Genomic DNA, 23941 nt, shown 5'->3' with positions numbered 1-23941 from the left:
CACGATTACCGAGATTTCATTCATCCACCACGTAATTACTTTTCCTTATGTTCTGATGGTTTTTTTCATTTATAGCGCCAGGACTGAAAAACAGTGATTTTATGCGGGTTCGAACACTGCACCAGATTATTATTCTGCCATAAATCCGCATTTCAGCATGCTGCATCAATAATACCGCTTTCATATAGTGAGTCAGATCACACTCCCCTGCACCTTACTGACGCTTTAAGCGGTTGTAAAATTAGTTAAATAACCAATAAAAACAAAAATATAATCACTCTTTAGCACATTTTTGTATAAATAAGATTGCCATTTGACCTGTGTACCAATTCCCGATAAGTTGGAAATCCGCTGGAAGCTTTCTGGATGAGCGGCCTGCTCATCATATTTATGCAGTAATTGAGATTCCCTCTGAAGCAAGTCCTCAAACTTGTTTACCTGCGCGAAAGGATGAAAAAGAGGGCGAATGCGAGGTTCGCGTATGAAACGCAAACCCCGTCGCCATGCTCTTTCTGCGCCTGTGCGCCACGGTAAAGTTCAGTGGGAAGCCCGACGAGCCTGGGGAGGTTCACTGATATGTTGTACGATAAATCCCTTGAGAAGGATAACTGTGGTTTCGGCCTGATCGCCCACATAGAAGGCGAACCTAGCCACAAGGTAGTGCGTACCGCTATTCACGCACTGGCCCGTATGCAGCACCGTGGCGCCATCCTTGCCGATGGTAAAACCGGCGACGGTTGCGGCCTGCTGCTGCAAAAACCGGATCGTTTCTTCCGCATCGTGGCGGAAGAGCGCGGCTGGCGTTTAGCCAAAAACTACGCCGTCGGCATGCTGTTCCTGAATCAGGATCCTGAAAAAGCGGCCGCCTCACGCCGCATCGTTGAAGAAGAACTTCAGCGCGAAACCCTGTCGATTGTCGGCTGGCGCGATGTGCCAACCAACGAAGGGGTGCTCGGTGAAATCGCCCTCTCCTCGCTGCCTCGTATTGAACAGATTTTCGTTAACGCGCCTGCGGGCTGGCGTCCACGTGATATGGAACGCCGTCTGTTTATCGCCCGCCGCCGCATCGAAAAACGTCTCCAGGACGATAAAGAGTTCTACGTCTGTAGCCTCTCGAACCTGGTGAACATCTATAAAGGTCTGTGTATGCCGGCTGACCTGCCGCGCTTCTACCTGGACCTGGCGGACCTGCGTCTGGAATCGGCCATTTGCCTGTTCCACCAGCGCTTCTCCACCAACACCGTGCCGCGCTGGCCGCTGGCACAGCCGTTCCGCTACCTGGCGCACAACGGCGAGATCAACACCATAACTGGCAACCGCCAGTGGGCGCGCGCCCGTACCTATAAGTTCCAGACCCCGCTGATCCCTGACCTGCACGATGCCGCGCCGTTCGTGAACGAAACCGGCTCTGACTCCAGCTCCATGGACAACATGCTGGAACTGCTGCTGGCGGGCGGGATGGACATCGTGCGCGCCATGCGTCTGCTCGTGCCGCCGGCCTGGCAGAACAACCCGGATATGGATCCGGAGCTGCGCGCGTTCTTCGATTTCAACTCCATGCACATGGAGCCGTGGGACGGCCCGGCGGGCATCGTGATGTCCGACGGTCGCTTCGCTGCGTGTAACCTGGACCGTAACGGTCTGCGTCCGGCACGCTACGTCATTACCAAAGACAAGCTCATCACCTGCGCCTCTGAAGTGGGGATCTGGGATTACCAGCCTGACGAAGTGGTCGAGAAAGGCCGCGTCGGTCCGGGCGAGCTGATGGTTATTGATACCCGCGGCGGCCGAATTCTGCACTCTGCGGAAACCGATAACGATCTGAAAAGCCGCCATCCGTATAAAGAGTGGATGGCGAAAAACGTCCGTCGCCTGGTGCCGTTTGAAGATCTGTCTGACGACGAAGTGGGCAGCCGCGAGATGGACGACGATACCCTCGCGAGCTTCCAGAAACAGTTTAACTACAGCGCGGAAGAGCTGGACTCGGTTATTCGCGTACTCGGCGAAAACGGCCAGGAAGCGGTCGGCTCAATGGGTGACGACACCCCGTTCGCCGTGCTCTCCAGCCAGCCGCGCATTATTTACGACTATTTCCGTCAGCAGTTTGCGCAGGTGACCAACCCGCCAATCGATCCGCTGCGCGAAGCGCACGTGATGTCGCTGGCCACCAGCATCGGTCGCGAGATGAACGTCTTCTGTGAAGCCGAAGGCCAGGCGCACCGTCTGACCTTTAAATCGCCGATCCTGCTGTACTCCGATTTCAAACAGCTCACCACCATGACCGAGGAGCACTACCGCGCCGACACGCTCGATATCACCTTCGACGTGACCGAAACGAGCCTCGAAGAGACGGTGAATGCGCTGTGCGACAAAGCCGAGCAGATGGTGCGTAACGGCACCGTTCTGCTGGTGCTGTCTGACCGCAACATCGCGAAAAACCGTCTGCCGGTGCCTGCGCCAATGGCGGTAGGGGCTATTCAGACGCGTCTGGTCGACAAGAGCCTGCGCTGCGATGCCAACATCATTGTTGAAACCGCGAGCGCCCGCGATCCACACCACTTTGCCGTGCTCTTAGGCTTTGGTGCGACGGCGATCTACCCGTACCTGGCCTACGAAACGCTGGCCCGCCTGGTAGACACCCGCGCCATCGACAAAGACTACCGTGCGGTGATGCTGAACTACCGTAACGGCATCAATAAAGGCCTTTACAAGATCATGTCCAAAATGGGCATCTCGACCATCGCCTCTTACCGCTGCTCGAAGCTGTTTGAAGCGGTCGGCCTGCACGACGATGTCGCGAACCTTTGCTTCCAGGGCGTCATCAGCCGTATCGGCGGCGCCGGTTTTGCTGACTTCCAGCAGGATCTGGTGAACCTGTCGAAGCGCGCCTGGCTGGCACGTAAGCCGCTGGAACAGGGCGGCCTGCTGAAATATGTCCACGGAGGCGAGTACCACGCGTATAACCCGGACGTGGTGCGCACGCTGCAACAGGCGGTACAGAGCGGCGAGTACAGCGATTATCAGCAGTATGCCGAGCTGGTGAACAACCGTCCGGCAGCGACGCTGCGCGATCTCATTGCCCTGAATCCGGGTGACGAGGCTGTCAGCATCGACGACGTAGAACCGGCGTCCGAACTGTTTAAACGCTTCGATACCGCGGCGATGTCCATCGGCGCGCTGAGTCCGGAAGCCCACGAAGCGCTGGCGGAAGCCATGAACAGCATCGGCGGCAACTCCAACTCCGGCGAGGGCGGTGAAGATCCGGCCCGTTACGGCACCAACAAAGTGTCGCGCATCAAGCAGGTGGCGTCCGGCCGCTTTGGCGTGACCCCTGCGTACCTGGTTAACGCCGACGTGATCCAGATTAAGGTCGCTCAGGGTGCAAAACCGGGCGAAGGCGGTCAGCTGCCGGGTGATAAAGTCACGCCGTACATCGCCAAACTGCGCTACTCGGTGCCGGGCGTGACGCTGATTTCCCCGCCGCCGCACCACGATATCTACTCTATCGAGGACTTAGCGCAGCTGATTTTCGACCTGAAGCAGGTCAACCCGAAAGCGATGATCTCCGTGAAGCTGGTCTCCGAGCCGGGCGTCGGCACCATCGCCACCGGCGTGGCGAAAGCCTATGCGGATCTGATCACCATTGCCGGCTACGACGGCGGCACCGGCGCAAGCCCGCTCTCCTCCGTGAAATACGCGGGCTGTCCGTGGGAGCTTGGCCTGGTGGAAACCCAGCAGGCGCTGGTGGCTAACGGCCTGCGCCACAAGATCCGTTTGCAGGTGGACGGCGGTCTGAAAACCGGCCTCGACATCATCAAAGCGGCGATTCTGGGTGCGGAAAGCTTCGGCTTCGGTACCGGCCCGATGGTTGCGCTCGGCTGTAAATACCTGCGTATTTGCCACCTGAACAACTGCGCAACCGGCGTTGCGACCCAGGACGAGAAGCTGCGTAAGAATCACTATCACGGCCTGCCGTTCAAGGTGACCAACTACTTTGACTTCATCGCCCGTGAAACCCGCGAGCTGATGGCGCAGCTGGGCGTGAAGCGTCTGGTGGATCTGATTGGTCGTACCGACCTGCTGAAAGAGCTGGAAGGCTTCACCGCCAAGCAGCAGAAGCTTGAGCTGTCTAAGCTGCTGGAAACGGCTGAGCCGCATCCTGGCAAAGCGGTTTACTGCACCGAGAACAACCCGCCGTTCGACAACGGCGTGCTGAACGCGCAGCTGCTGCAACAGGCGAAGCCGTATGTAGACGAGAAGCAGAGCAAAACGTTCTGGTTTGACATCCGCAACACCGACCGTTCCGTGGGCGCGTCTCTCTCCGGTTACATCGCACAAACGCACGGTGACCAGGGGCTGGCGTCGGATCCGATTACCGCGCACTTCAGCGGTACCGCGGGCCAGAGCTTCGGCGTGTGGAACGCCGGCGGCGTTGAGTTATACCTGACCGGCGATGCCAACGACTACGTCGGGAAAGGCATGGCGGGCGGTCTGCTGGCGGTGCGTCCTCCGGTGGGTTCAGCCTTCCGCAGCCATGAAGCCAGCATCATCGGCAATACCTGTCTGTACGGTGCGACCGGCGGTCGTCTGTTTGCCGCGGGCCGTGCGGGCGAGCGTTTTGCGGTGCGTAACTCCGGTGCCATCACCGTGGTGGAAGGCATCGGCGATAACGGCTGCGAATACATGACGGGCGGAATTGTATGCGTCCTGGGTAAAACCGGCGTGAACTTTGGCGCCGGCATGACGGGCGGTTTTGCCTACGTGCTGGATGAAGACGGTGAGTTCCGCAAACGCGTGAACCCGGAACTGGTGGAAGTGCTGGACGTTGATTCGCTGGCCATTCACGAAGAACACCTGCGCGGTTTGATTACCGAACACGTGCAGCATACCGGTTCTTCGCGCGGCGAAGAGATCCTGGCGAACTGGCCAGCGTTCTCTGCGAAATTCGCGCTGGTTAAGCCGAAGTCCAGCGATGTTAAAGCCCTGTTGGGTCACCGTAGTCGTAGCGCAGCAGAGCTGCGCGTGCAGGCGCAGTAAGGAATTCAGATGAGCCAGAACGTTTACCAGTTTATCGACCTTCAGCGTGTTGATCCGCCAAAGAAACCGCTGAAGATCCGTAAAATTGAATTTGTTGAAATCTATGAGCCGTTTTCAGAAGGCCAGGCCAAAGCACAGGCAGACCGCTGCCTGTCCTGCGGAAACCCTTACTGCGAATGGAAATGTCCGGTCCATAACTACATTCCGAACTGGCTGAAGCTGGCCAACGAAGGGCGTATTTTTGAAGCCGCCGAGCTCTCTCACCAGACCAACACCCTGCCGGAAGTGTGCGGGCGCGTGTGTCCTCAGGATCGCCTGTGCGAAGGCTCCTGTACGCTGAACGACGAGTTTGGTGCGGTGACCATCGGCAACATCGAGCGCTATATCAACGATAAAGCCTTCGAGATGGGCTGGCGTCCGGATATGACCGGCGTGCGTCAAACCGACAAGCGGGTGGCGATCGTCGGTGCGGGTCCGGCAGGCCTCGCCTGTGCCGACGTGCTGACACGCAACGGCGTGAAGGCGGTGGTTTTTGACCGTCATCCGGAAATCGGCGGCCTGCTGACGTTCGGCATCCCAGCCTTCAAGCTGGAGAAAGAGGTGATGACCCGCCGCCGTGAAATCTTCACCGGCATGGGCATTGAGTTCAAACTCAACACCGAAGTGGGCCGCGACGTGCAGCTCGACGATCTGCTGAAGGATTACGACGCCGTGTTCCTGGGCGTGGGCACCTATCAGTCCATGCGCGGTGGTCTGGAGAACGAAGATGCGCCAGGCGTGTACGACGCGCTGCCGTTCCTGATTGCTAACACCAAACAGCTGATGGGCTACGGCGAAACCGCCGACGAGCCGTTTGTCAGCATGGAAGGTAAACGCGTTGTCGTGCTGGGCGGCGGTGATACCGCGATGGACTGCGTGCGTACCTCCATTCGTCAAAACGCGGCGCACGTCATCTGCGCCTACCGTCGTGACGAAGAGAACATGCCGGGCTCTAAGCGCGAAGTGAAAAACGCGCGTGAAGAGGGCGTGGAGTTCCAGTTCAACATCCAGCCTCTGGGCATTGAAGTGAACGCCAACGGTAAGGTGAGCGGCGTGAAGATGGCGCGCACCGAGATGGGCGCGCCGGATGCGAAAGGCCGTCGTCGCGCGGAGATCGTGGCAGGCTCTGAGCACGTGATCCCGGCCGACGCCGTGGTGATGGCGTTTGGTTTCCGCCCTCACAGCATGGAGTGGCTGGCGAAGCACAGCGTAGAGCTGGACTCTCAGGGCCGCGTGATTGCGCCGGAAGGCAGCGACAACGCCTTCCAGACCAGCAACCCGAAAATCTTCGCCGGTGGCGATATCGTTCGCGGTTCAGACCTGGTGGTTACCGCGATTGCCGAAGGGCGTAAAGCGGCTGACGGGATCATGAACTTCCTGGAAGTGTAAGCCCCTCTGACTCCCCGGCAGAAGCATAACGCCAAACGCCGGGGAGTCTGTTTTCAGTAACCTACCCTTAGTCAACGATACCCTCTACCCCTAAAAAGCAGCGTAAATCCCGACGTAAACGTTTGCATTGTTGAAAAAAATGTATATTATGCGGCGGATTTTTTGGCCAAAATTCAAGGAGGCGTTGTGTCGCAAGATAACAATTATAGCCAGGGCCCCGTTCCTCTGGCGGCGCGGAAAGGCGTGGTTCCACTCACTTTTGTGATGTTAGGGTTAACGTTTTTTTCCGCCAGTATGTGGACCGGAGGCACGCTCGGTACCGGTCTTTCCTATAATGATTTCTTCCTCGCAGTTCTCTTCGGCAATCTCCTCCTCGGTATTTACACTGCTTTTCTTGGCTACATTGGCGCAAAAACCGGCCTCTCAACCCATCTTCTTGCGCGTTACTCGTTCGGTATAAAAGGGTCCTGGCTTCCCTCCATGCTTTTAGGCGGTACGCAGGTAGGATGGTTTGGCGTCGGCGTAGCGATGTTTGCCATCCCGGTGAGTAAAGCCACGGGCATCGACGTGAACATCCTGATTGCGGTTTCCGGCCTGCTGATGACGTTGACCATTTTTTTTGGCATCTCGGCACTGACGATTTTATCCATCATCGCCGTACCCGCTATCGTCATCCTGGGTAGCTACTCCGTCTGGCTGGCGGTGGACGGCGTGGGAGGGTTGGACCACCTCAAATCCATTGTGCCGCAGACGCCGCTCAACTTTTCCAGCGCGCTGGCGCTGGTTGTAGGTTCGTTTATCAGCGCAGGCACGCTGACCGCCGACTTCGTCCGCTTTGGCCGCAATGCCAAAGGGGCCGTTCTGGTGGCGATGGTGGCATTTTTCCTTGGTAACTCGCTGATGTTTATCTTCGGTGCGGCAGGCGCTGCCGCCGTAGGACAGGCCGATATTTCTGACGTGATGATCGCCCAGGGACTGCTGCTGCCGGCGATTGTCGTTCTCGGCCTGAATATCTGGACCACCAATGACAACGCGCTGTACGCCTCTGGTCTGGGTTTCGCCAATATTACTGGCCTTTCCAGCCGTACGCTGTCGGTGATGAATGGCATTATCGGTACGCTGTGCGCGCTGTGGCTATACAACAACTTCGTTGGCTGGCTGACCTTTTTGTCGGCAGCGATTCCGCCGATTGGCGGGGTGATTATCGCCGACTATCTGATTAATCGCCGCCGCTATGCCAGCTTCGACCACGCAAAATTTGTGTCCGTTAACTGGATTGCCATTTTCTCGGTCGCCCTGGGTGTTGCTGCCGGGCACTACATTCCGGGAATTGTCCCCGTTAACGCAGTATTGGGTGGCGTCTTCAGCTATTTGGTGTTAAACCCATTCGCCAGACGTACCCTTGCTAATCCTTCGGAGGCTTCCCATGCAGAATAATTCCCTCACTATCCGTCAGGCCCGTTTGCAGGGGCAGGAAGGTTTATGGCAGATCACGATTGAGAACGGACGCTTCAGCCGTATCGATCCTCAGGAAACTGCCCCTGCGCCAGTCGGTCAGGTGCTGGACGCAGAATGCGGGCTGGTTATCCCTCCTTTCATCGAGCCGCATATCCATCTGGATACAACGCAAACGGCGGGTGAACCGAACTGGAACCAGTCAGGCACACTTTTCGAGGGAATCGAGCGCTGGGCCGAACGTAAGGCGATGCTCACCCACGAAGACGTTAAAACCCGCGCGATGCAGACCCTGAAGTGGCAGATCGCCAACGGCATTCAGTACGTACGTACACACGTTGACGTCTCGGACCCCACGCTTACGGCACTGAAAGCCATGCTGGAGGTGAAGCAGGAAGTCGCCCCGTGGGTCGATATGCAAATTGTGGCATTCCCGCAGGAAGGCATTCTTTCTTATCCGAACGGTGAAGCACTGCTTGAGGAGGCCGTGCGTTTAGGGGCGGATGTCATCGGCGCAATCCCGCACTTTGAATTTACGCGTGAATATGGCGTGGAGTCGCTGCATAAAACGTTTTCCCTGGCCAGAAAGTACGACCGCCTGATCGATGTCCACTGTGACGAAATTGATGATGAGCAATCGCGCTTCGTTGAAACCGTTGCCGCTCTTGCACATCGTGACGGAATGGGTTCGCGCGTGACCGCCAGCCATACCACGGCGATGCACTCCTATAATGGCGCGTATACGTCCCGGCTGTTCCGCCTGTTAAAAATGTCAGGCATTAACTTCGTGGCAAACCCGCTGGTTAACACGCATTTGCAGGGCCGTTTCGATACCTACCCCAAACGCCGCGGCATCACGCGCGTCAAAGAAATGCTGGAAGCGGAGATCAACGTCTGCTTTGGTCATGACGACGTTTTCGATCCGTGGTATCCGCTGGGAACCGCGAATATGCTTCAGGTTCTGCATATGGGGCTGCACGTCTGCCAACTGATGGGCTACGGGCAAATAAACGATGGGCTTAACCTGATCACTACCCACAGCGCGAAAACGCTCAATTTGCAGGACTACGGCGTGCGCGTTGGGAATTCAGCAAACCTGGTGATCCTTCCGGCAGAGAATGGGTTTGATGCCGTTCGTCGCCAGACGCCGGCACGATACTCTGTTCGCCACGGCAAGGTGATTGCCGAGACGGTGCCCAGCCAGACAACCGTGCACCTGACGCAGCCGGAAGCGGTGACGTTTAAGCGCTAATTCTGGGTTGGAAACCGCGTGGCACACGTCATCGCGTACATAAAGATATCCTCACGGCGGAGCTAACGGCCTGCCGTTTTTTCCAGCAGATTAACTTTTGCTTTTGGCTAAAGCGCTTTTATCGCCGCCAAACGGGACGGCTCCGCTGAAAGGATTACCGTCGATGGCGTCGTGGGTTCGAATCGCCTCCGGCCGCAGCCAGCGCTGAACGCGAGACGGCATATCCAGCCCAATCAGCAGGACCACCACAAAGGTCAGGCCGAAGGAGAGCGAGCCCAGGGCTGTGCCCAGCGCCATATTCTGCGACAGCAGCGCGCCAATCACCGGGGCGATCGCTCCGCCCAATGCCCCGACGTTATAGGTAAAGCCCAGACCCGCCGCACGCTGGTCGGTGTCGAAATAACCGCCGATGAGTTTCGGTAAGATCCCCGAGATCCCCTGCCCCAGCATCTGCTGGAAAAAGAGCAGCAGGCCCAGCACCCAGACATTTGCGCCACCGATCGCAAAGACGGGAACGATCAGCAGCTGTGAGGCCAGCAGGCTACAGACATACGCTTTCCGGGTGCCCAACCAGTCGCCGAGAAAACCACCCACGCAGCAGCCTACAGCCGCGCCGAAGCCGCTAAAGAACAGCACCTTCGCCACCGTTGACGGATCATAGGCCAGGTCGGTTTTCAGATACGTGGGTAACAGCGCCTGAATCGGCCAGGAGTAGAGGAAGGCGAAGAGCACGACAACCATCAGCGTGACGCCCGTAGGCCAGCGTTTACCGCTGCTTTGCACCATAAAGCTGATAAACACAATGGCGCACAGCAGGCCGAGAATCACCATCAGCCCCGCGTTGTGGAGTTCGCCGGCAAAGCAGAACCACAGCGCCGTGCCGGCAAACAGCGTCATCGCCATATTGATCAGGCGGTATTTGCCGCGATAAAGAATATCAACCATTGTGCGTACCGGCGCCTGACCTTCGTGCTTCGCTTTCCAGTCTTCAGCCTCCGGAATATTTTTCCGCAGCCACAGGGCAAAGACGATGGGCAGGATGCCGATAAAGAACAGCGCTCGCCAGCCCCAGACGGGCACGACAAGGCTGTAGACCTGGGCCGCAACCACGGCACCGACGGAGAAGCCAGAAATGAGAAAACCACTCGCCTTATTGCGCAGGTGTTTCGGCCAGCTTTCGATGACGTAGGTTGCGCTGGAGCCGTATTCCCCCGCCATCCCCATTCCAATCACCATGCGGGCGATAAACAGGGTGACGTAACCCGGCGCAAAACCGCAGGCCAGCGTACCGCAGGAGAAGAGTACGATACTGGTTATCATTGCCAGCTTGCGGCCATAGCGGTCGCCCATGGCGCCCAGCAGCAGGCCGCCGAACCAGCGCGAAATAAAGGCCGCCGAAATGAGGCTCGCCGCTTCCACGGTCGTCAGGCCAAATTCACTTTTAATTTCTGTCAGCACTAAGGCAATCAGGACAAAATCGAAGCCATCAAGCAGATATCCCAGCCAGGCGGCGGAGAAGGCGCGCCACTGAGGGCGGCTTAGATGGCGGTACCACGGGATGCTTTGGGTAGACTTACTCATTTCACTCTCCCGACGTTTTCTCTGTCGTTTTGCCGGATAAGCGACGCGCCATCCGGCAGTGCGTTAGCGTTTTTCCGCCATTAACTGCTCTGCCAGCGCCTTCAGCGCCGGCACGAATTGCTCGTCTACAGGGGCAAACGGTTTTCGGCACAGCGGCACGGACACCACGTCCATGTAGTGCAGAACCGTTTTCAGACCACGGAAGACCCCGGCTTTAATCAGCAGGTCGATGACCTTGTTGCATTCGCTTTGCAGGCGCTGTGCGGTGGCGTTATCCCCCTCACGAACCGCGTTGGCGATAGCCCGGTAGCGCCAGCCCATAATGTTGTAGGTGCTGCCGATCCCCCCGTCCGCGCCAGCCAGCAGGCCGGAGGCAAAGATTTCGTCATAGCCGTTATAGAGCACCAGATCCGGATGCTCACGGCGGATCTGCTCCATCTGGAACAGATCGCCGGAGGTTTGTTTCAACGCGCCGACGCCGGGCAGCGTCACCAGGGTGTTGATCTGATCCAGGCTTAGCTTCACGCCGCTTAACGCCGGGATGTTATAGACCACCATCGGCAGACCATCCGCCGAATCAATGATTGCACGGTAATGATCGCAATGTTCTTCAAAGCTAAAGGGGTAATAAAACGGCGTGACGGCAGACACCGCGTCAAAGCCCAGTCGGGCAGCGGCGGTGGCCAGCTGCTGGCTTTCCGCGGTGCTCACGCAGCCAACATGGGCAATGAGCGTGATTTTTCCTTTCGCCTCCTCCGCCACGATCTCCATCACCTGCTCGCGTTCAGAAAGGCTTTGGACAAAGGCTTCCCCCGTTGAACCACCGACATAAAGCCCGTCGATGCCCTGCGCAATATTGAACTGCACCAGACGGCGCAGGCTCTCCTTATCCAGCGCCTGCTGTTGGGTAAACGGAGTCAGAAGAGCGGCCATTACGCCGCGTAATTGCGTTGCCATAGATACCTCAATCATTCGTGTGTTTGCTATAACGATATACCTTTATACCTGTTATACCAGATCAAATAAGCAGCAGTGGAATACAGAACGCTTATATTGCGAGCTGCTTCACTAAAGGATCGTTACTTTTTAGCTTTTGAATGCTGGCCGAAGGCGTGCCAGGTAGCGGAAACGCTGTTGAGGTGAGTTTGCAACGCCCGATCGGCTTCATCGGGATCGCGGCGGCGGATCGCGTCAACGATCGCGATATGCTGGCGATAGCTGGCTTCGTTATGCTGATAAAGCTCAGCGTCCGGCACTGTAGGACGCGCCGCGATTAGCCAGTCGAGCAGCGCAACGTGGATCGCGTTGAAGATTGGGTTGCCGGGGATCTCCGCCAGCACGCGGTGAAAATCGACGTCGGAACGAATGAACAGCGCGTTGTCATCCAGGGACTGGCTGTTGATCTCCAGCGCTTTCGTCAGCCGCGCAATCTGATCGTCCGTGGCGTACTCTGCGGCATAACGCACGAGGCTGGATTCAAAGAACAGACGGAGCTGCTCAAAATGGGCAATACCGCCGGGCTGGGTCAGAAAATCTTTCGCCATCCCCGACAACTCGCTGATGATGGTATCGGCAGACGGCAGGGTGACGCGGGCGCGTTCACCGTTGTTAATCTGCACCAGACCTTTACGCTTTAGCGCCGCCAGCGCTTCGCGCACCGAGGGGCGGCCCACGTTGAAGAACGCCATCAGCTCGCGCTCGGAGGGCAGCTGCTCTCCCTGGGCAAATTCCTTCCGGCGGATCATCTGCTCCAGCTCTTCTTCCACCATATCCGACAGCTTTTTGCGCGTCAGCGGACGGCGACGCAGGCTGCGGCCAAGGGTTTCATCTGAGTTTTCAGCGTTAGGATCGGTCGGTTTCATTGCAGTCCAGTGCCATTGAAGGAAAACACTGCATCATAGCACAGGTGAACAATGCGCCAAAAATCCTCTGTTCTGGGGCCGTGCGCCGCTAAAGCTGGTCAATAACGTACCGGTAATTGCAGGTGGAGATAAATTGCCCTCCCCCCACGTGCTCAAGATTTATCCTCAGTATGATGTCGTGCACGATTTGATCCATTAAGGGATGCCGGACAACCGAGGTCGTGAGTTTTTCATTATTGCAGCCAATAGCGCTAATCGAAACGCCCGTGGTAATCATGCGACAGTAGGCGCCCCGTTCGGTCATCGCGCTGTTATCACAAAAGCTTCCCCCTTCCCAAAGATAGGTATGCAGCGTCGTTTCCATGGTTCCGCCCGTAGAATTCAGCGTGATTTGCTTGTCATGCTGAACGACGTCGCGATCCCAGGAGATATCCAGACCGGTAGCGGGTACATAGTTACAGCCGGATGTACGCTCCATCGTTGACGTCCAGCTGTCGCCGGTAGAAGTATCCGTTGAGCGGGTAATAAACATTAAAATCCAGGGACAGGCTTCACTGTCCTGCCACGTGACTTCAATATCAATGAAGACTTTCATGCAGGTCCAGCGCGTTTTATCCATCCCGGCGCATCCCGTAGAAACCGCTTGCTCAGAGGCAAGCTTCAAACGCACTGGCGAAAATCCTGAGGCGTTACCGTCCCAGGAAGTAACCGTCATGTAGCCATTCGGATCGCGGCTAAATAAATCCCAGACGCCATGGAAAACGCCGCCTTTTGTGGTAGTGGCCATATTCACCGTAACCGTACCTTTAGCCCCTGAAATAGGCTTACCGTAATAGGTTACGATCTGGCCCCGGCTGCCCGTAAGACCTTTAGCTGCGTAACTGCCGCTCGCGTAAAACAGGCTCATGAGAGTGAGTACAAGGGTAATCAGTAATCGTCTGTTCATATTATAAATATTCAAAAATAACCGTTGATGTTGCCGTGAACGTTCCGGATAAAACGTCCTGCCCGGGAATGACCTGAAGCCAGGCGTTCAGCATCAGATCGTTATTTCCGTCGGCGAGCGGAAAGGTCGCCCCCACCGGATCGTTAACCAGAACGCTCACGCCGTTTAGCATTTCGAGACCAATGCCCACGCCGGATGCAATCGAGGTGGCATCGAAGGCCAGAAAACCGCGCATCCCGGTGACTTCGGTGCCGTGAAACGTCACCCGCACGCCATTTTTTTGCACGGAAGGCGGACAGTCATAAAGCCTTAACCTGACGGGCTGACGGGCTGAGTGTCCGCGCAGCATTAAGTCGCTGGCGGCAATATCAGGAAAGGTGACGGTATCCAGCACCCCGTTCTGCATTTCCATCTTGCAAATTCCGCCCAGCAGGTTGCCGGTGAAATGCACGTTATCTGGTGAAGCCTGAACACCTGCCGTCGCCAGAAACAGCAGCAGGGAGAGCGTTCCTCGCTGATAGCGCTTCATTGATAATCCACCTGCAATGTTGCCCAGCCTTCGAAATTACCCGCGTACATGACAGCCCCCGTTTTCTTTACGGGCACGGCTTTCAGAACGGGTAATGCCTGTTCGGTGACGGTTAACGTCGAACCTAATTCAAAGGGTGTATTACCGTGCAGAATTTCAATGCCCAGCCCTGAAACATCCGTCACGACGGCAGCGTTATTAAAGTCCGTCACGTTACCGGTTAGCGTCAGCGACATCGTCAGATCCGAATAGCGGTCAGGCGAATCACAATCAATGGTGTAGGGCAAATTCTGCATGAATTTTGTGCCGTCGATCTCTTCTATCTGTACATCGACGAAGTTAACTTCAATGGTTTGATCGTTGCTGATTACGCATTCCGGCGGCCTGACCAGAAAACCGTGAAAGGTCAAATCCCCCTCTGCACCAGCAGAGCCCACCGTTAAGCAGCACAGCAGCAAGATAAATGAACGCATTTTCATTGATAATCCACGATCAGGGTTGCTCTGGCATCGAACTCAGATGCATTCAGGGTGACGGAGGCCGACTTTACCGGAACGACTTCCAGCTCGGGCCCGCTGTTGGCGTAGATAAACTCCAGCCAGTCGGTGGAACCCGGTTCAATAAGTCGTTTTTCGTCTTTTGTCTGTAGGCGCAGGCCAAATCCTTCGACGTTGGTTTTAAGCACCTTTTCCCCGTTGATCACCGTCGACTCTCCCTGAATTTGCATCTTCAGGTTGTCTTTCAGACGGTTTTTACAGTCGATCGTGTAATCAAGCGGCTGGGTGTAGCGGGTGCCGTCAATTTTTGTGGTGTACACTGAGCCAAACTCGACCGCCCCGCCGCTCACCTCACATGGCATAGGTACGTTCACCACAACGGTGACGCTCATAAGCACCTCCGTGTCAGCTGCCCTGCATGACCCCGCGACGCCAGCCAGCGCGATCGCCAGTAAACAGGTTATTTTCCGAAACATAACGGGGCCTCCTGCCTGTTATTTTTTACTGCTTCTTTCCTGGTCTACGCTACAGGTTGTGCCTGAACAGCGGAAATAGAGCGGCATACGTCCACCGTAATCATCGACGTAGACCAGCACGGGTTGTTGACCCAGCGTAGAGGCTTTCACGTGCATTAATTCCCCGGATTTTGGCGCCAGCACCATTGGATTGAAGCCCGCCACGGATGGCGTATCGTGGGATTTGCTGGCATTACTCAGCACCACGTAATAACTGGTCGGGTTATTTACCTGATAATCGTCTCCGCTGCGGGTCAGCGTCAGCGCATATTGCCACGGATGATGGGGATCCATTTTCGGCAGCGAAGCCGGACGGTAAAATAATTTAATGCGCGTCTGTAAGGCTATTTGCAGCGTATTCGGTCGCTTACCTTTCGGCGGGATCTCACGCACGTTAAAATAGAACAGCGATTCACGATCCTGCGGCAAAGAGGCCAGCCCCGGCATTCCCTGTATTTTAACCTGCCCGGTTTCTTTAGGCTCAATACGCTGAACCGGCGGTAATACAGTCAGTGGCGACGTAATTTTCTGACCTTTACTATCTTCAACCCATGACTGTGCCAGGTAAGGACTTTCCTGATTATCATTGCGCAGCGTAATGCTGACGGATTTCTCGTTGCCATTAAAAATAATACGCGTTCTGTCCGGCACAATGGCGGCATGGGCTGCCATCATGGGAAGTAACGTACAGCCCAATACAATATAGGCTGGGAGTGAAGCAATTTTTTTCATGTGTTTTCTCCTGATTGAATTGACGGATCCGGCTTGGCGGAAAAATCGTCTTGTTCCGAAGCAGGGATAACGCGTTTAGTTTGTTGCTGAATTGCCGGCATGACCGAAGGCGCGGCCGGCGTCGTTAATTCCCGATCGCTGCGGCACGGCAGTAAAAGGTTATTAAAGAGATCTTTCGGCAAAGGAGCCGGTAACGAAATAGAACATTGCTGGTCGCCATTCCACGTCACCTGCATCTCTTCCCCCGGGTTGACGCCCGCAAGATAGACGCTGCCATTGTCGTCAACTAACCCTACCTGCTGATGCCTTTCGTTAAAGACTTCTGCACCAAACGGTGGATTTTTACCGTTACTCAACCGCAGGATCGCGACCGCTTTTTCTCCGCGAATAATGTCGAACTGACGGTAACCAATCGCCCCTTCAGTCAGCGTAATCTGGGCGGTTGAGCGCGTGGCTTCCGCATTCTCCGGCAAGTTTTCAATATCGATTTTTATGTCATTACGGTAGTAGTCGTTAATGTCCGACAGGACGGCCATGCCAAACGCGTTGGTATAAACGGGCGCATTATAGCCGCCCACCGGTACGCCTTCCTGACCGCTTGCGTCAATCATTAACCTTGAGCCGCCCGGGATGGAAACGCGGTGCAGCGCGCCGCCGTGGCCCGTCAGCGTGGCTCCGCCTTCCAGGGATATCCCCACCGAGGAATAATTATTCTCCAGATAGCTGGCATTGAGATCCAAATCCGCGATATCACCGTTGTGGCGATAATAACCGTCGGCCGATTTCTGGCTTTGTGAATCGCCGACGCTAAGCTGGTAATTATTATTGTCATCCACGCGCTGGCTATAGCCCACACGATTAGAGTGATCGTCCTGGCTGTAAGAGCCGTTATAATTAAACGAGCCGCCTTCTCCCCACGGAATATTGACGGAAAGATAAAATCCATCGTCAGTCTCGTCATCATATTCACTGCGATAGCCGTTCAGAGACAGGCTGATATTTCTAAAGTCACCAATATCAAAATATTTAGAGAACATAATGTTATAGTTATTCTCGTCCGAACGGTCCCAGTAAGAACGACGCGTCCAGTTCACGAAAACGTTTATGCCAATATCAATTAAGTTCTGGTTATAGTTAACGGTAAACATCTGCTTATCTTTTCCAGAGCGGAAATGTTCACCGTCCTGCGCATCCAGGTAATCGTTCATCGTCATGAAGTTTTCTTCAGAGAAGCGATAGCCGGCAAAGGAGATGCGGCTGTGCAGCTCGTCGTAATCTTTGGAATAACTTATGCGGTATGAGTTACCCTGGAGCGTATCGTCGTCTTGATCTTCCGTGATGAGCGCGCGCGAACGCGTGACGTCAAACGAGAGTGCCCCAAGCGCGGCCATGTCGCGCCCGATGCCTACCGCCATCGCCTGATAATCCTGCTCACCTATTCCGCCGCCATACAGGGACCAGCCATCGGCTACGCCCCAGGACGCTTCGCTGGCCGCAAAAATGTTGCCAGCCATATTGTGGTTCCAGTCCTGTGGACGGCCTACGGTGGTTTTGAAGCGCACCTGATTGGCGCGGGTCAGGAAAGGCACCGACGTGGTGCTGACATCGTATTCCTGTACTTTTCCATCCTGCTCTTCAATGCGCACGTGCAAATCGCCAGAGACGGACTGGTTAATATCCTGAATTCGGAACGGGCCCGCCGGAACCTGCTTTTCATACAGCACTCTTCCCTGCTGCGTAACCACAACTTTGGCATTGGTGCGCGCGACGCCCGCGATGTCAGGCGCGTAGCCCCGCAAGTTTGGGGGCAGCATTTGATCGTCTGAATTGACGCTTAACCCTGCGTAGTTAAAGGTGTCGAAAATATCTGACGAGAGCGATGTTTCTCCCATCAGAAGCTGGGCGCCCCAGGCAGGCAAAGCGCGATAGGCATAATAACGACTCCACTCCCAGTTACGGGTCGTTTCGCCGTCCTGATGCTGGTAATCAGCCTGCCAGTCGGCGCGTAGACGCCACGGGCCTAAGTTTGCCCCCAGGGTCCCATTGCCGCTGACATCCTGTTCGTTGCCGCCTTCATTTTCATCATGTTCATGGCTGGCATTAATATTATAATCAAAGAGAATACCCGGAATACCTTCATCCCAACGCGTGGGCGGATCCCAGTTTTCATCCGAATATTCGAGATAGGCTTGTGGAATAGCAATACGCAGCGCTGATTCGGACATGTCCGCGTTCACGTGCATATCTTTCAGCTGATCTGGTTTTAGACACGCGCCCTCTTTTATCCAGATAAACTTCTCTGTGAGCTCGGGCTTAATACCCAGATGCGCGACCAGATCAGGTGAAAGACATGCAAAGCTGTCATCAGGCTCATCTTCTTTTGGATACCAGTTGATATCGTAATTTTCAGGCAGCCGGCCTTTATTCACAATGACCTGTAAATTATATTTCCCCGGCAGCACATAGCCTTTGCGGGAAAAATGGCTTAAGTCGTAGTTTTCACTCCCCTGGACATCCAGAAACTGAGTATTAAATTCAACTGCATCTTCTGCAAAAGAATCATTAAGAGATGATCCCATAATAAGGCCAATCAATATGGCCAGATGCTTTAGTTGATAGAAATTGCCGCACTTCATGATTAATACCTTGAATGCCGATATGGCCCGCGCAAAGATGTCTAAATTGCCCCGCCTGCGCGGGGCAAAACAGAGAATTACAGGTAGCTGATCTGGAAACTGGTCAGAGAGGAGAACTCACCGGTGTCGATAGTTTCAGCAGCGGTTTCGCCCTGTACCCACGCTTTGAACGCGAATTTCTGATCGGCCAGACCTTTGCCTTCGGCATCTACAGCCAGCGCCTGCGTTGCAGCGGTGCCCAGACGGATTTCGGTACCCTTAGAGTTCGCCAGAACGATATGAGAGCCTTTCATCTCGCCCTTCGCACCCATCAGCGCCAGGTAGCCCGGGTTCGCCGTAGATTCGTCACCGCTCGCATTAAATACAATGTTCATGCTGGTCTGATCGTCAAACACGCAGTTGACCAGCTGAATATCGAAATCTACAGCCTGAATAAGGCCTGCTTTCAGTGAACCGGTACCCAGGTTTTCACCGAGGCTAATGGTCTGGTTTTCGTCGCCAATTTTAATTGAGCATGGGGAAGTCACAATTTTGCCAACAAATGTAACGGTACCATCATTGCCTTCAGCGTGGGCTGCCATAGCAGAACCGCCTAATACAAGCATGCTTAACAGAGCTGATTTAGCGAATTTTTTCATTTTCAATCCTTAAAAATATAACGGTTATAAAAATCACTACTTTAGTGAAAGGGTATTTTAGGGAAATATCCCGCGTACTGGTTTAAAAAATAATACAACGAAGGAATAAGAAGAATTTAAAGCGATAGGATTATAACCTGTTAACCTTCTGCTCATCCTTGATGGGCTTTATTTAGCCCAGACATCATTGACGCTCCTGTCCGATGTCGTCCAATTTTAAAACGTAATTTATGCTCTAAATGATATTATTTGACGCCAATATACCCTGTTTTGTGAATGTGTATATTTAATTTAACTAATTTCTTTTTTCAGAATAAATTAATGACTTTGCTGCTACGCATTCATGATCTGAATAAAATAATTAAGAATGGAAAATGAAAGGGTTAGCCAAAAAAAAAGCCCCTTACCGAAGTAAGGGGCTCTCATTTACTTTACAACGCGTAGCGCCGGTCGACCACCGCGCGGTGGCGGTTCATCATCCGGGCCCTCGTCGTCGTCCTGACGATCGGGCTTGTCGCCATCAATCACAGACATGACCGGGTCGCTTTCGCGTTCATCGGATGCGTCATCGTCATTCAGGCTGGCAACCTCTTCATCATAAGCCGCTTCCGGCTCGAACATGGTGCCTGCACCGTTTTCACGGGCGTAGATAGCCAGAACCGCAGCCAGCGGAACGGAAACCTGACGCGGCACGCCGCCGAAACGCGCATTAAAGCGCACTTCGTCGTTTGCCAGCTCCAGGTTACCCACTGCACGTGGCGCAATATTCAGTACAATCTGTCCGTCACGTGCGTATTCCATTGGAACCTGCACGCCCGGCAACGTCACATCCACAACCAGGTGCGGCGTGAGCTGGTTATCCAGCAGCCATTCATAGAAGGCGCGCAGCAGATACGGACGGCGTGGGGTAAGTTGTGACATTTCCACAGTCATTAGCCTCGGCCGAGACGCATTTCGCGCTCCGGTTCAGTTAAGGATGCCAGGAAAGAGTCGCGCTCAAAGACGCGCGTCATATAGCCTTTCAGCTCTTTCGCGCCCGGGCCGCTGAACTCCACGCCCAGGGTTGGCAGACGCCACAGCAACGGCGCCAGGTAGCAATCTACCAGGCTGAACTCGTCGCTCAGGAAGAACGGTTTTTGACCAAATACCGGCGCAATCGCCAGCAGCTCTTCACGCAGCTGTTTACGCGCAGCATCTGCTTCTGAAGAGGAACCGTTGACGATAACGTTCATCAGCGTGTACCAGTCTTTCTCGATACGCTGCATGTACAGGCGGCTTTCACCACGCGCAACAGGATAAACAGGCATCAGTGGCGGATGCGGGAAACGCTCATCCAGGTATTCCATAATGATACGGGATTCCCACAGGGTCAGCTCGCGATCCACCAGCGTCGGTACGCTTTGGCTCGGGTTGAGATCGATCAGATCCTGAGGCGGGTTATCCTTTTCCACATGCTCGATCTCAAAACTGACACCCTTCTCGGCCAGCACGATACGAACCTGATGGCTATAAATGTCAGTAGGACCAGAAAACAGCGTCATTACCGAACGTTTGTTGGCAGCGACAGCCATGAAAACCTCCAGGTATATTCAGAATTTTTACTGCTACCGGCCCAACGGGGCCAGCCAGATGAAGTATCGCCCATCCCAGAGAAGACACATTGTTCAAGAATCGAACAAAAATCGAGTATTCACCGATATTTGGGCAGAAAATTGGATGATAGTTTACCAGATTTTGATGGCTTTGTGGTGAGGGGATGCCGGAAATGTGGAAAAAGAGAAGATATATGAAATGTTACTGTGGATAACCTGCGCATTATCCATAAAAAAACCCGCCGAAGCGGGTTTTTCGCCAATCGTTCTGCGTAAGCAGAATGGATTAACGTTTGGAGAACTGTGGACGACGACGTGCTTTACGCAGACCCACTTTCTTACGTTCAACCTGACGAGCGTCACGAGTAACGAAGCCAGCTTTACGCAGTTCAGAACGCAGGGATTCGTCGTACTCCATCAGAGCGCGGGTGATACCGTGACGGATCGCACCTGCCTGACCGGAGATACCACCACCTTTAACGGTGATGTACAGATCCAGTTTTTCTACCATATCAACCAGTTCCAGCGGCTGGCGAACTACCATGCGGGCAGTTTCGCGACCGAAGTACTGTTCCAGAGAACGCTGGTTAATTACGATTTTACCACTGCCCGGTTTAATGAAAACGCGAGCTGCGGAACTTTTGCGGCGACCAGTGCCGTAGTATTGATTTTCAGCCATTGCCTATAATCCCGATTAGATGTCAAGAACTTGCGGTTGCTGTGCCGCGTGGTTGTGCTCGTTGCCTGCGTAAACTTTCAGTTTACGGAACATAGCACGACCCAGCGGGCCTTTTGGCAGCATGCCTTTAACCGCGATTTCAATCACACGCTCAGGACGGCGGGCAATCATCTCTTCAAAGGTCGCTTCTTTGATACCACCGATGTGGCCGGTGTGGTGGTAGTACACTTTGTCAGTACGCTTGTTGCCGGTAACAGCAACTTTGTCAGCGTTCAGAACGATGATGTAATCACCGGTATCAACGTGCGGAGTGTATTCCGCTTTATGCTTACCGCGCAGGCGACGAGCCAGTTCAGTAGCCAGACGGCCCAGAGTTTTACCGGTCGCGTCAACAACATACCAGTCGCGCTGTACGGTTTCTGGTTTAGCTGTAAAAGTTTTCATTAAAAGCTTACCCAAATAATAAGTTACACGTTGGTGAACACCCAAACGTTTAGTCAGTTGAGGTTCACACGACAAAGTCCGGCAAACCTACCCCTTCGAATAGCACATGCCGACACATAGAAAGTTTCGGGAAAAAAACCTTCTCGTAACGTGGGGTCGCAAGATTATAGAGAAGTTGAGGTCAAAGATCGACCCTTAAATGTGATTTGGAATGGGTTTTTCGAGACGGTGGAAAATGCCGGGTGGCGGCTGCGCCTAACCCGGCCTACATGGTTCCCGTCTCAAGGAGAGGGTAGCATTTATGGCATATGCTCACGCTTGAGGTACTCTTCGCTCTGCATCTCTTGCAGGCGCGACAGGCAGCGCTGGAACTCAAACTTCAGGCGCTCGCCCTGATAAATCTCATATAAAGGTACTTCGGCGCTGACCACCAGCTTAACGTGGCGCTCGTAAAACTCATCTACCAGCGCAATGAAGCGGCGCGCTTCGCTCTCCATGAGCGGGGTCATGACGGGCACATCCCACAACATAACGGTATGGAACAAACGCGACAGCGCAATGTAGTCATGCTGGCTGCGGGCATCCACGCAGAGCGTTGCAAACGAGACGGCCAGCGTCTGGTTCTCAACGCCCAGCGTCGGCAACGGACGATGGTTAATCTCCAGCGCTGGGGCGTTATCTCGCGGCGCACCCGCCAGCGCCAGCCACAGTTTATCCATCTCGCGGGAGGTGTCGGCGTTCAGCGGCGAAAGCCACAGGTGCGCCTGCGTCAGCGTGCGCAGACGATAATCGACACCGGCATCGACGTTCATGATGTCGCAATGCTGTTTGATAGCATCAATGGCCGGCAGGAAACGCGCCCGCTGGAGACCATTGCGATAAAGCTCATCCGGTGGGATATTTGAGGTTGCCACCAGGGTGATCCCACGCGCAAACAGCGCTTTCATCAGCCCCCCCAGCAGCATGGCGTCCGTAATATCGGAAACAAAGAACTCGTCGAAGCAGAGCACGTCCGTTTCCGCCTTGAAGCGATCGGCCACGATCTCAAGCGGGTCGGTTTCGCCCTGGAGCGCCGTCAGCTCTTCATGAACCCGCAGCATGAAACGGTGAAAGTGCAGACGCTGCTTACGCGTGCCGGGCAGGCTCTGGTAAAACATATCCATCAGCCAGGTTTTACCCCGTCCAACGCCGCCCCACATATATAAGCCTCGAACCGGTGCGTTTACCGGCGGCTCTTTTTTACCCAGCAAACGGCCAAATGCCGCCTTCAGCCCGCTGCTCCGCGCCGCATCGGCGGGTTTCGCCAGAAGTTCCTGATAAATCGTGTTCAGGCGGTTAACCGCTTCACGCTGGACATCATCCGGCTGGTGGGTGCCCTCACTCAGGGCCAGTTGGTAACGCGATGAAGGGGACAGGTTTTGCATGATGTTGTTGTTATTCCTTTAGTTAAACCTCACCAGCGCGCGCGGCTGATGAAAAAAAGGCCGTTCTACACTACGCGATGATACGTCAGGATTCCACTTCTGCGGAAATAGCGGTTATAGTGGCATAATCAGGCACAGGCAGGAGCCGAGCCAACACCCTACGGAACAACAAGACAACGGGAGAAGTTCATGACCTGGGAATATGCGCTAATCGGTTTAGTCGTCGGCATCATCATCGGTGCTGTGGCCATGCGTTTCGGTAACCGCAAATTGCGTCAGCAGCAGTCACTGCAATACGAACTGGAAAAGAACAAAGCCGAGCTGGAAGAATATCGTGAAGAGCTGGTCAGCCACTTTGCCCGTAGCGCCGAGCTGCTGGACAACATGGCGACAGATTATCGCCAGCTCTATCAGCACATGGCGAAAAGCTCCAGCAGCCTGCTGCCGGAAATGACCGCAGAGACCAACCCCTTCCGCAATCGTCTGGCGGACTCTGAAGCCGGTAACGATCAGGCACCGGTTCAGATGCCACGCGACTATTCAGACGGCGCGTCCGGCCTGCTGCGCGGTGGTGTAAAACGCGATTAATCGCAAAACCTGAATAAATTTTACGGGCGCACCTCATGCGCCCGTCCTTTCTTCCCGTCCCCAGCTATTATTTACTCAATCACCTCATTGTTCAGCGGTTGAAAAT

At 54.7% G+C, this 23941-nt stretch carries 20 protein-coding genes; 5 read left to right on the top strand and 15 right to left on the bottom strand.

Annotated features, from left to right (window positions below; genetic code table 11):
• Positions 1-576 precede the first annotated feature (576 nt).
• The 4 genes from gltB (at position 577) to codA (ending at position 9172) form a co-directional block, all read left to right on the top strand.
• Entirely contained in the window at positions 577-5037 is a 4461-nt protein-coding gene (gene gltB / locus IM267_RS05865; RefSeq protein WP_063867554.1) for a glutamate synthase large subunit, read from the top strand.
• A gap of 9 nt (positions 5038-5046) precedes the next feature.
• The gene (gltD, locus tag IM267_RS05860) at positions 5047-6465 is read left to right on the top strand and encodes a glutamate synthase subunit GltD (protein WP_063451012.1); all 1419 of its coding nucleotides are present in this window, start codon (positions 5047-5049) and stop codon (positions 6463-6465) included.
• A gap of 186 nt (positions 6466-6651) precedes the next feature.
• Positions 6652-7902, top strand: coding sequence for a cytosine permease (gene codB, locus IM267_RS05855; protein WP_193032997.1), 1251 nt, complete (start codon positions 6652-6654; stop codon positions 7900-7902).
• Positions 7892-9172 carry a cytosine/isoguanine deaminase gene (gene codA / locus IM267_RS05850; RefSeq protein ID WP_193032996.1) on the top strand — a complete coding sequence of 427 codons (1281 nt, stop codon included), beginning with the start codon at positions 7892-7894 and terminating at the stop codon, positions 9170-9172. Before codB ends, codA begins: the two co-directional genes overlap by 11 nt.
• 90 nt (positions 9173-9262) lie before the next feature.
• On the opposite strand, the gene IM267_RS05845 is transcribed toward codA, so the two are convergent.
• From IM267_RS05845 to zapE, 15 genes are all read right to left on the bottom strand, one after another.
• Positions 9263-10753 (bottom strand): MFS transporter, encoded by a 1491-nt coding sequence (locus IM267_RS05845; RefSeq protein ID WP_193032995.1) that lies wholly within the window; start codon positions 10751-10753, stop codon positions 9263-9265.
• Positions 10754-10816: 63 nt separating this feature from the next.
• Positions 10817-11710, bottom strand: a complete 894-nt coding sequence (gene nanA, locus IM267_RS05840) for an N-acetylneuraminate lyase (protein ID WP_193032994.1) — start codon at positions 11708-11710, stop codon at positions 10817-10819.
• A gap of 122 nt (positions 11711-11832) precedes the next feature.
• Positions 11833-12615 (bottom strand): transcriptional regulator NanR, encoded by a 783-nt coding sequence (gene nanR, locus IM267_RS05835; RefSeq protein WP_193032993.1) that lies wholly within the window; start codon positions 12613-12615, stop codon positions 11833-11835.
• Between the two features lie 88 nt (positions 12616-12703).
• Positions 12704-13402, bottom strand: a complete 699-nt coding sequence (locus tag IM267_RS05830; protein ID WP_193032992.1) for a StfH/YfcO family fimbrial adhesin — start codon at positions 13400-13402, stop codon at positions 12704-12706.
• Between the two features lie 160 nt (positions 13403-13562).
• Positions 13563-14090 carry a fimbrial protein gene (locus IM267_RS05825; protein ID WP_193032991.1) on the bottom strand — a complete coding sequence of 176 codons (528 nt, stop codon included), beginning with the start codon at positions 14088-14090 and terminating at the stop codon, positions 13563-13565.
• Positions 14087-14569: a fimbrial protein gene (locus IM267_RS05820; protein ID WP_370551724.1), complete on the bottom strand. Its 483-nt coding sequence runs from the start codon at positions 14567-14569 to the stop codon at positions 14087-14089. The genes IM267_RS05825 and IM267_RS05820 overlap by 4 nt, the downstream gene beginning before the upstream one ends.
• Complete coding sequence (locus tag IM267_RS05815; protein WP_077221105.1) at positions 14566-14979, bottom strand: fimbrial protein; 414 nt, start codon at positions 14977-14979, stop codon at positions 14566-14568. Before IM267_RS05815 ends, IM267_RS05820 begins: the two co-directional genes overlap by 4 nt.
• A 102-nt stretch (positions 14980-15081) precedes the next feature.
• Positions 15082-15777 (bottom strand): fimbria/pilus periplasmic chaperone, encoded by a 696-nt coding sequence (locus tag IM267_RS05810; RefSeq protein ID WP_226842347.1) that lies wholly within the window; start codon positions 15775-15777, stop codon positions 15082-15084.
• Between the two features lie 53 nt (positions 15778-15830).
• Positions 15831-18470, bottom strand: a complete 2640-nt coding sequence (locus IM267_RS05805; RefSeq protein ID WP_193032988.1) for an outer membrane usher protein — start codon at positions 18468-18470, stop codon at positions 15831-15833.
• A gap of 77 nt (positions 18471-18547) precedes the next feature.
• Positions 18548-19108, bottom strand: a complete 561-nt coding sequence (locus tag IM267_RS05800) for a fimbrial protein (protein WP_063867544.1) — start codon at positions 19106-19108, stop codon at positions 18548-18550.
• 426 nt (positions 19109-19534) lie between these two features.
• A complete protein-coding gene (sspB, locus tag IM267_RS05795) occupies positions 19535-20035 on the bottom strand; it encodes a ClpXP protease specificity-enhancing factor (RefSeq protein ID WP_063867931.1) in 501 nt (166 codons plus the stop codon).
• Between the two features lie 5 nt (positions 20036-20040).
• Positions 20041-20679, bottom strand: coding sequence for a stringent starvation protein SspA (gene sspA, locus IM267_RS05790; protein WP_014071978.1), 639 nt, complete (start codon positions 20677-20679; stop codon positions 20041-20043).
• 307 nt (positions 20680-20986) lie between these two features.
• Positions 20987-21379 carry a 30S ribosomal protein S9 gene (gene rpsI, locus IM267_RS05785; RefSeq protein WP_003860436.1) on the bottom strand — a complete coding sequence of 131 codons (393 nt, stop codon included), beginning with the start codon at positions 21377-21379 and terminating at the stop codon, positions 20987-20989.
• A gap of 15 nt (positions 21380-21394) precedes the next feature.
• On the bottom strand, positions 21395-21823 hold the full coding sequence (gene rplM / locus IM267_RS05780; protein ID WP_006178824.1) for a 50S ribosomal protein L13: 429 nt from the start codon (positions 21821-21823) through the stop codon (positions 21395-21397).
• A 299-nt stretch (positions 21824-22122) separates the two neighbouring features.
• A complete protein-coding gene (zapE, locus tag IM267_RS05775; RefSeq protein WP_193032987.1) occupies positions 22123-23247 on the bottom strand; it encodes a cell division protein ZapE in 1125 nt (374 codons plus the stop codon).
• Positions 23248-23436: 189 nt separating this feature from the next.
• On the opposite strand from zapE, the gene zapG reads away from it, so the two are divergent.
• The gene (zapG, locus tag IM267_RS05770; RefSeq protein ID WP_003860432.1) at positions 23437-23835 is read left to right on the top strand and encodes a Z-ring associated protein ZapG; all 399 of its coding nucleotides are present in this window, start codon (positions 23437-23439) and stop codon (positions 23833-23835) included.
• Positions 23836-23941: the final 106 nt, after the last annotated feature.

The organism is Enterobacter cloacae complex sp. P15RS (assembly GCF_014895905.1).
In the GTDB taxonomy this organism is placed as follows: Bacteria; Pseudomonadota; Gammaproteobacteria; order Enterobacterales; family Enterobacteriaceae; genus Enterobacter; species Enterobacter quasihormaechei.
Note: the sequence above shows the minus strand (reverse complement) of the source record. Positions and strands in the feature narration are given on the sequence as shown.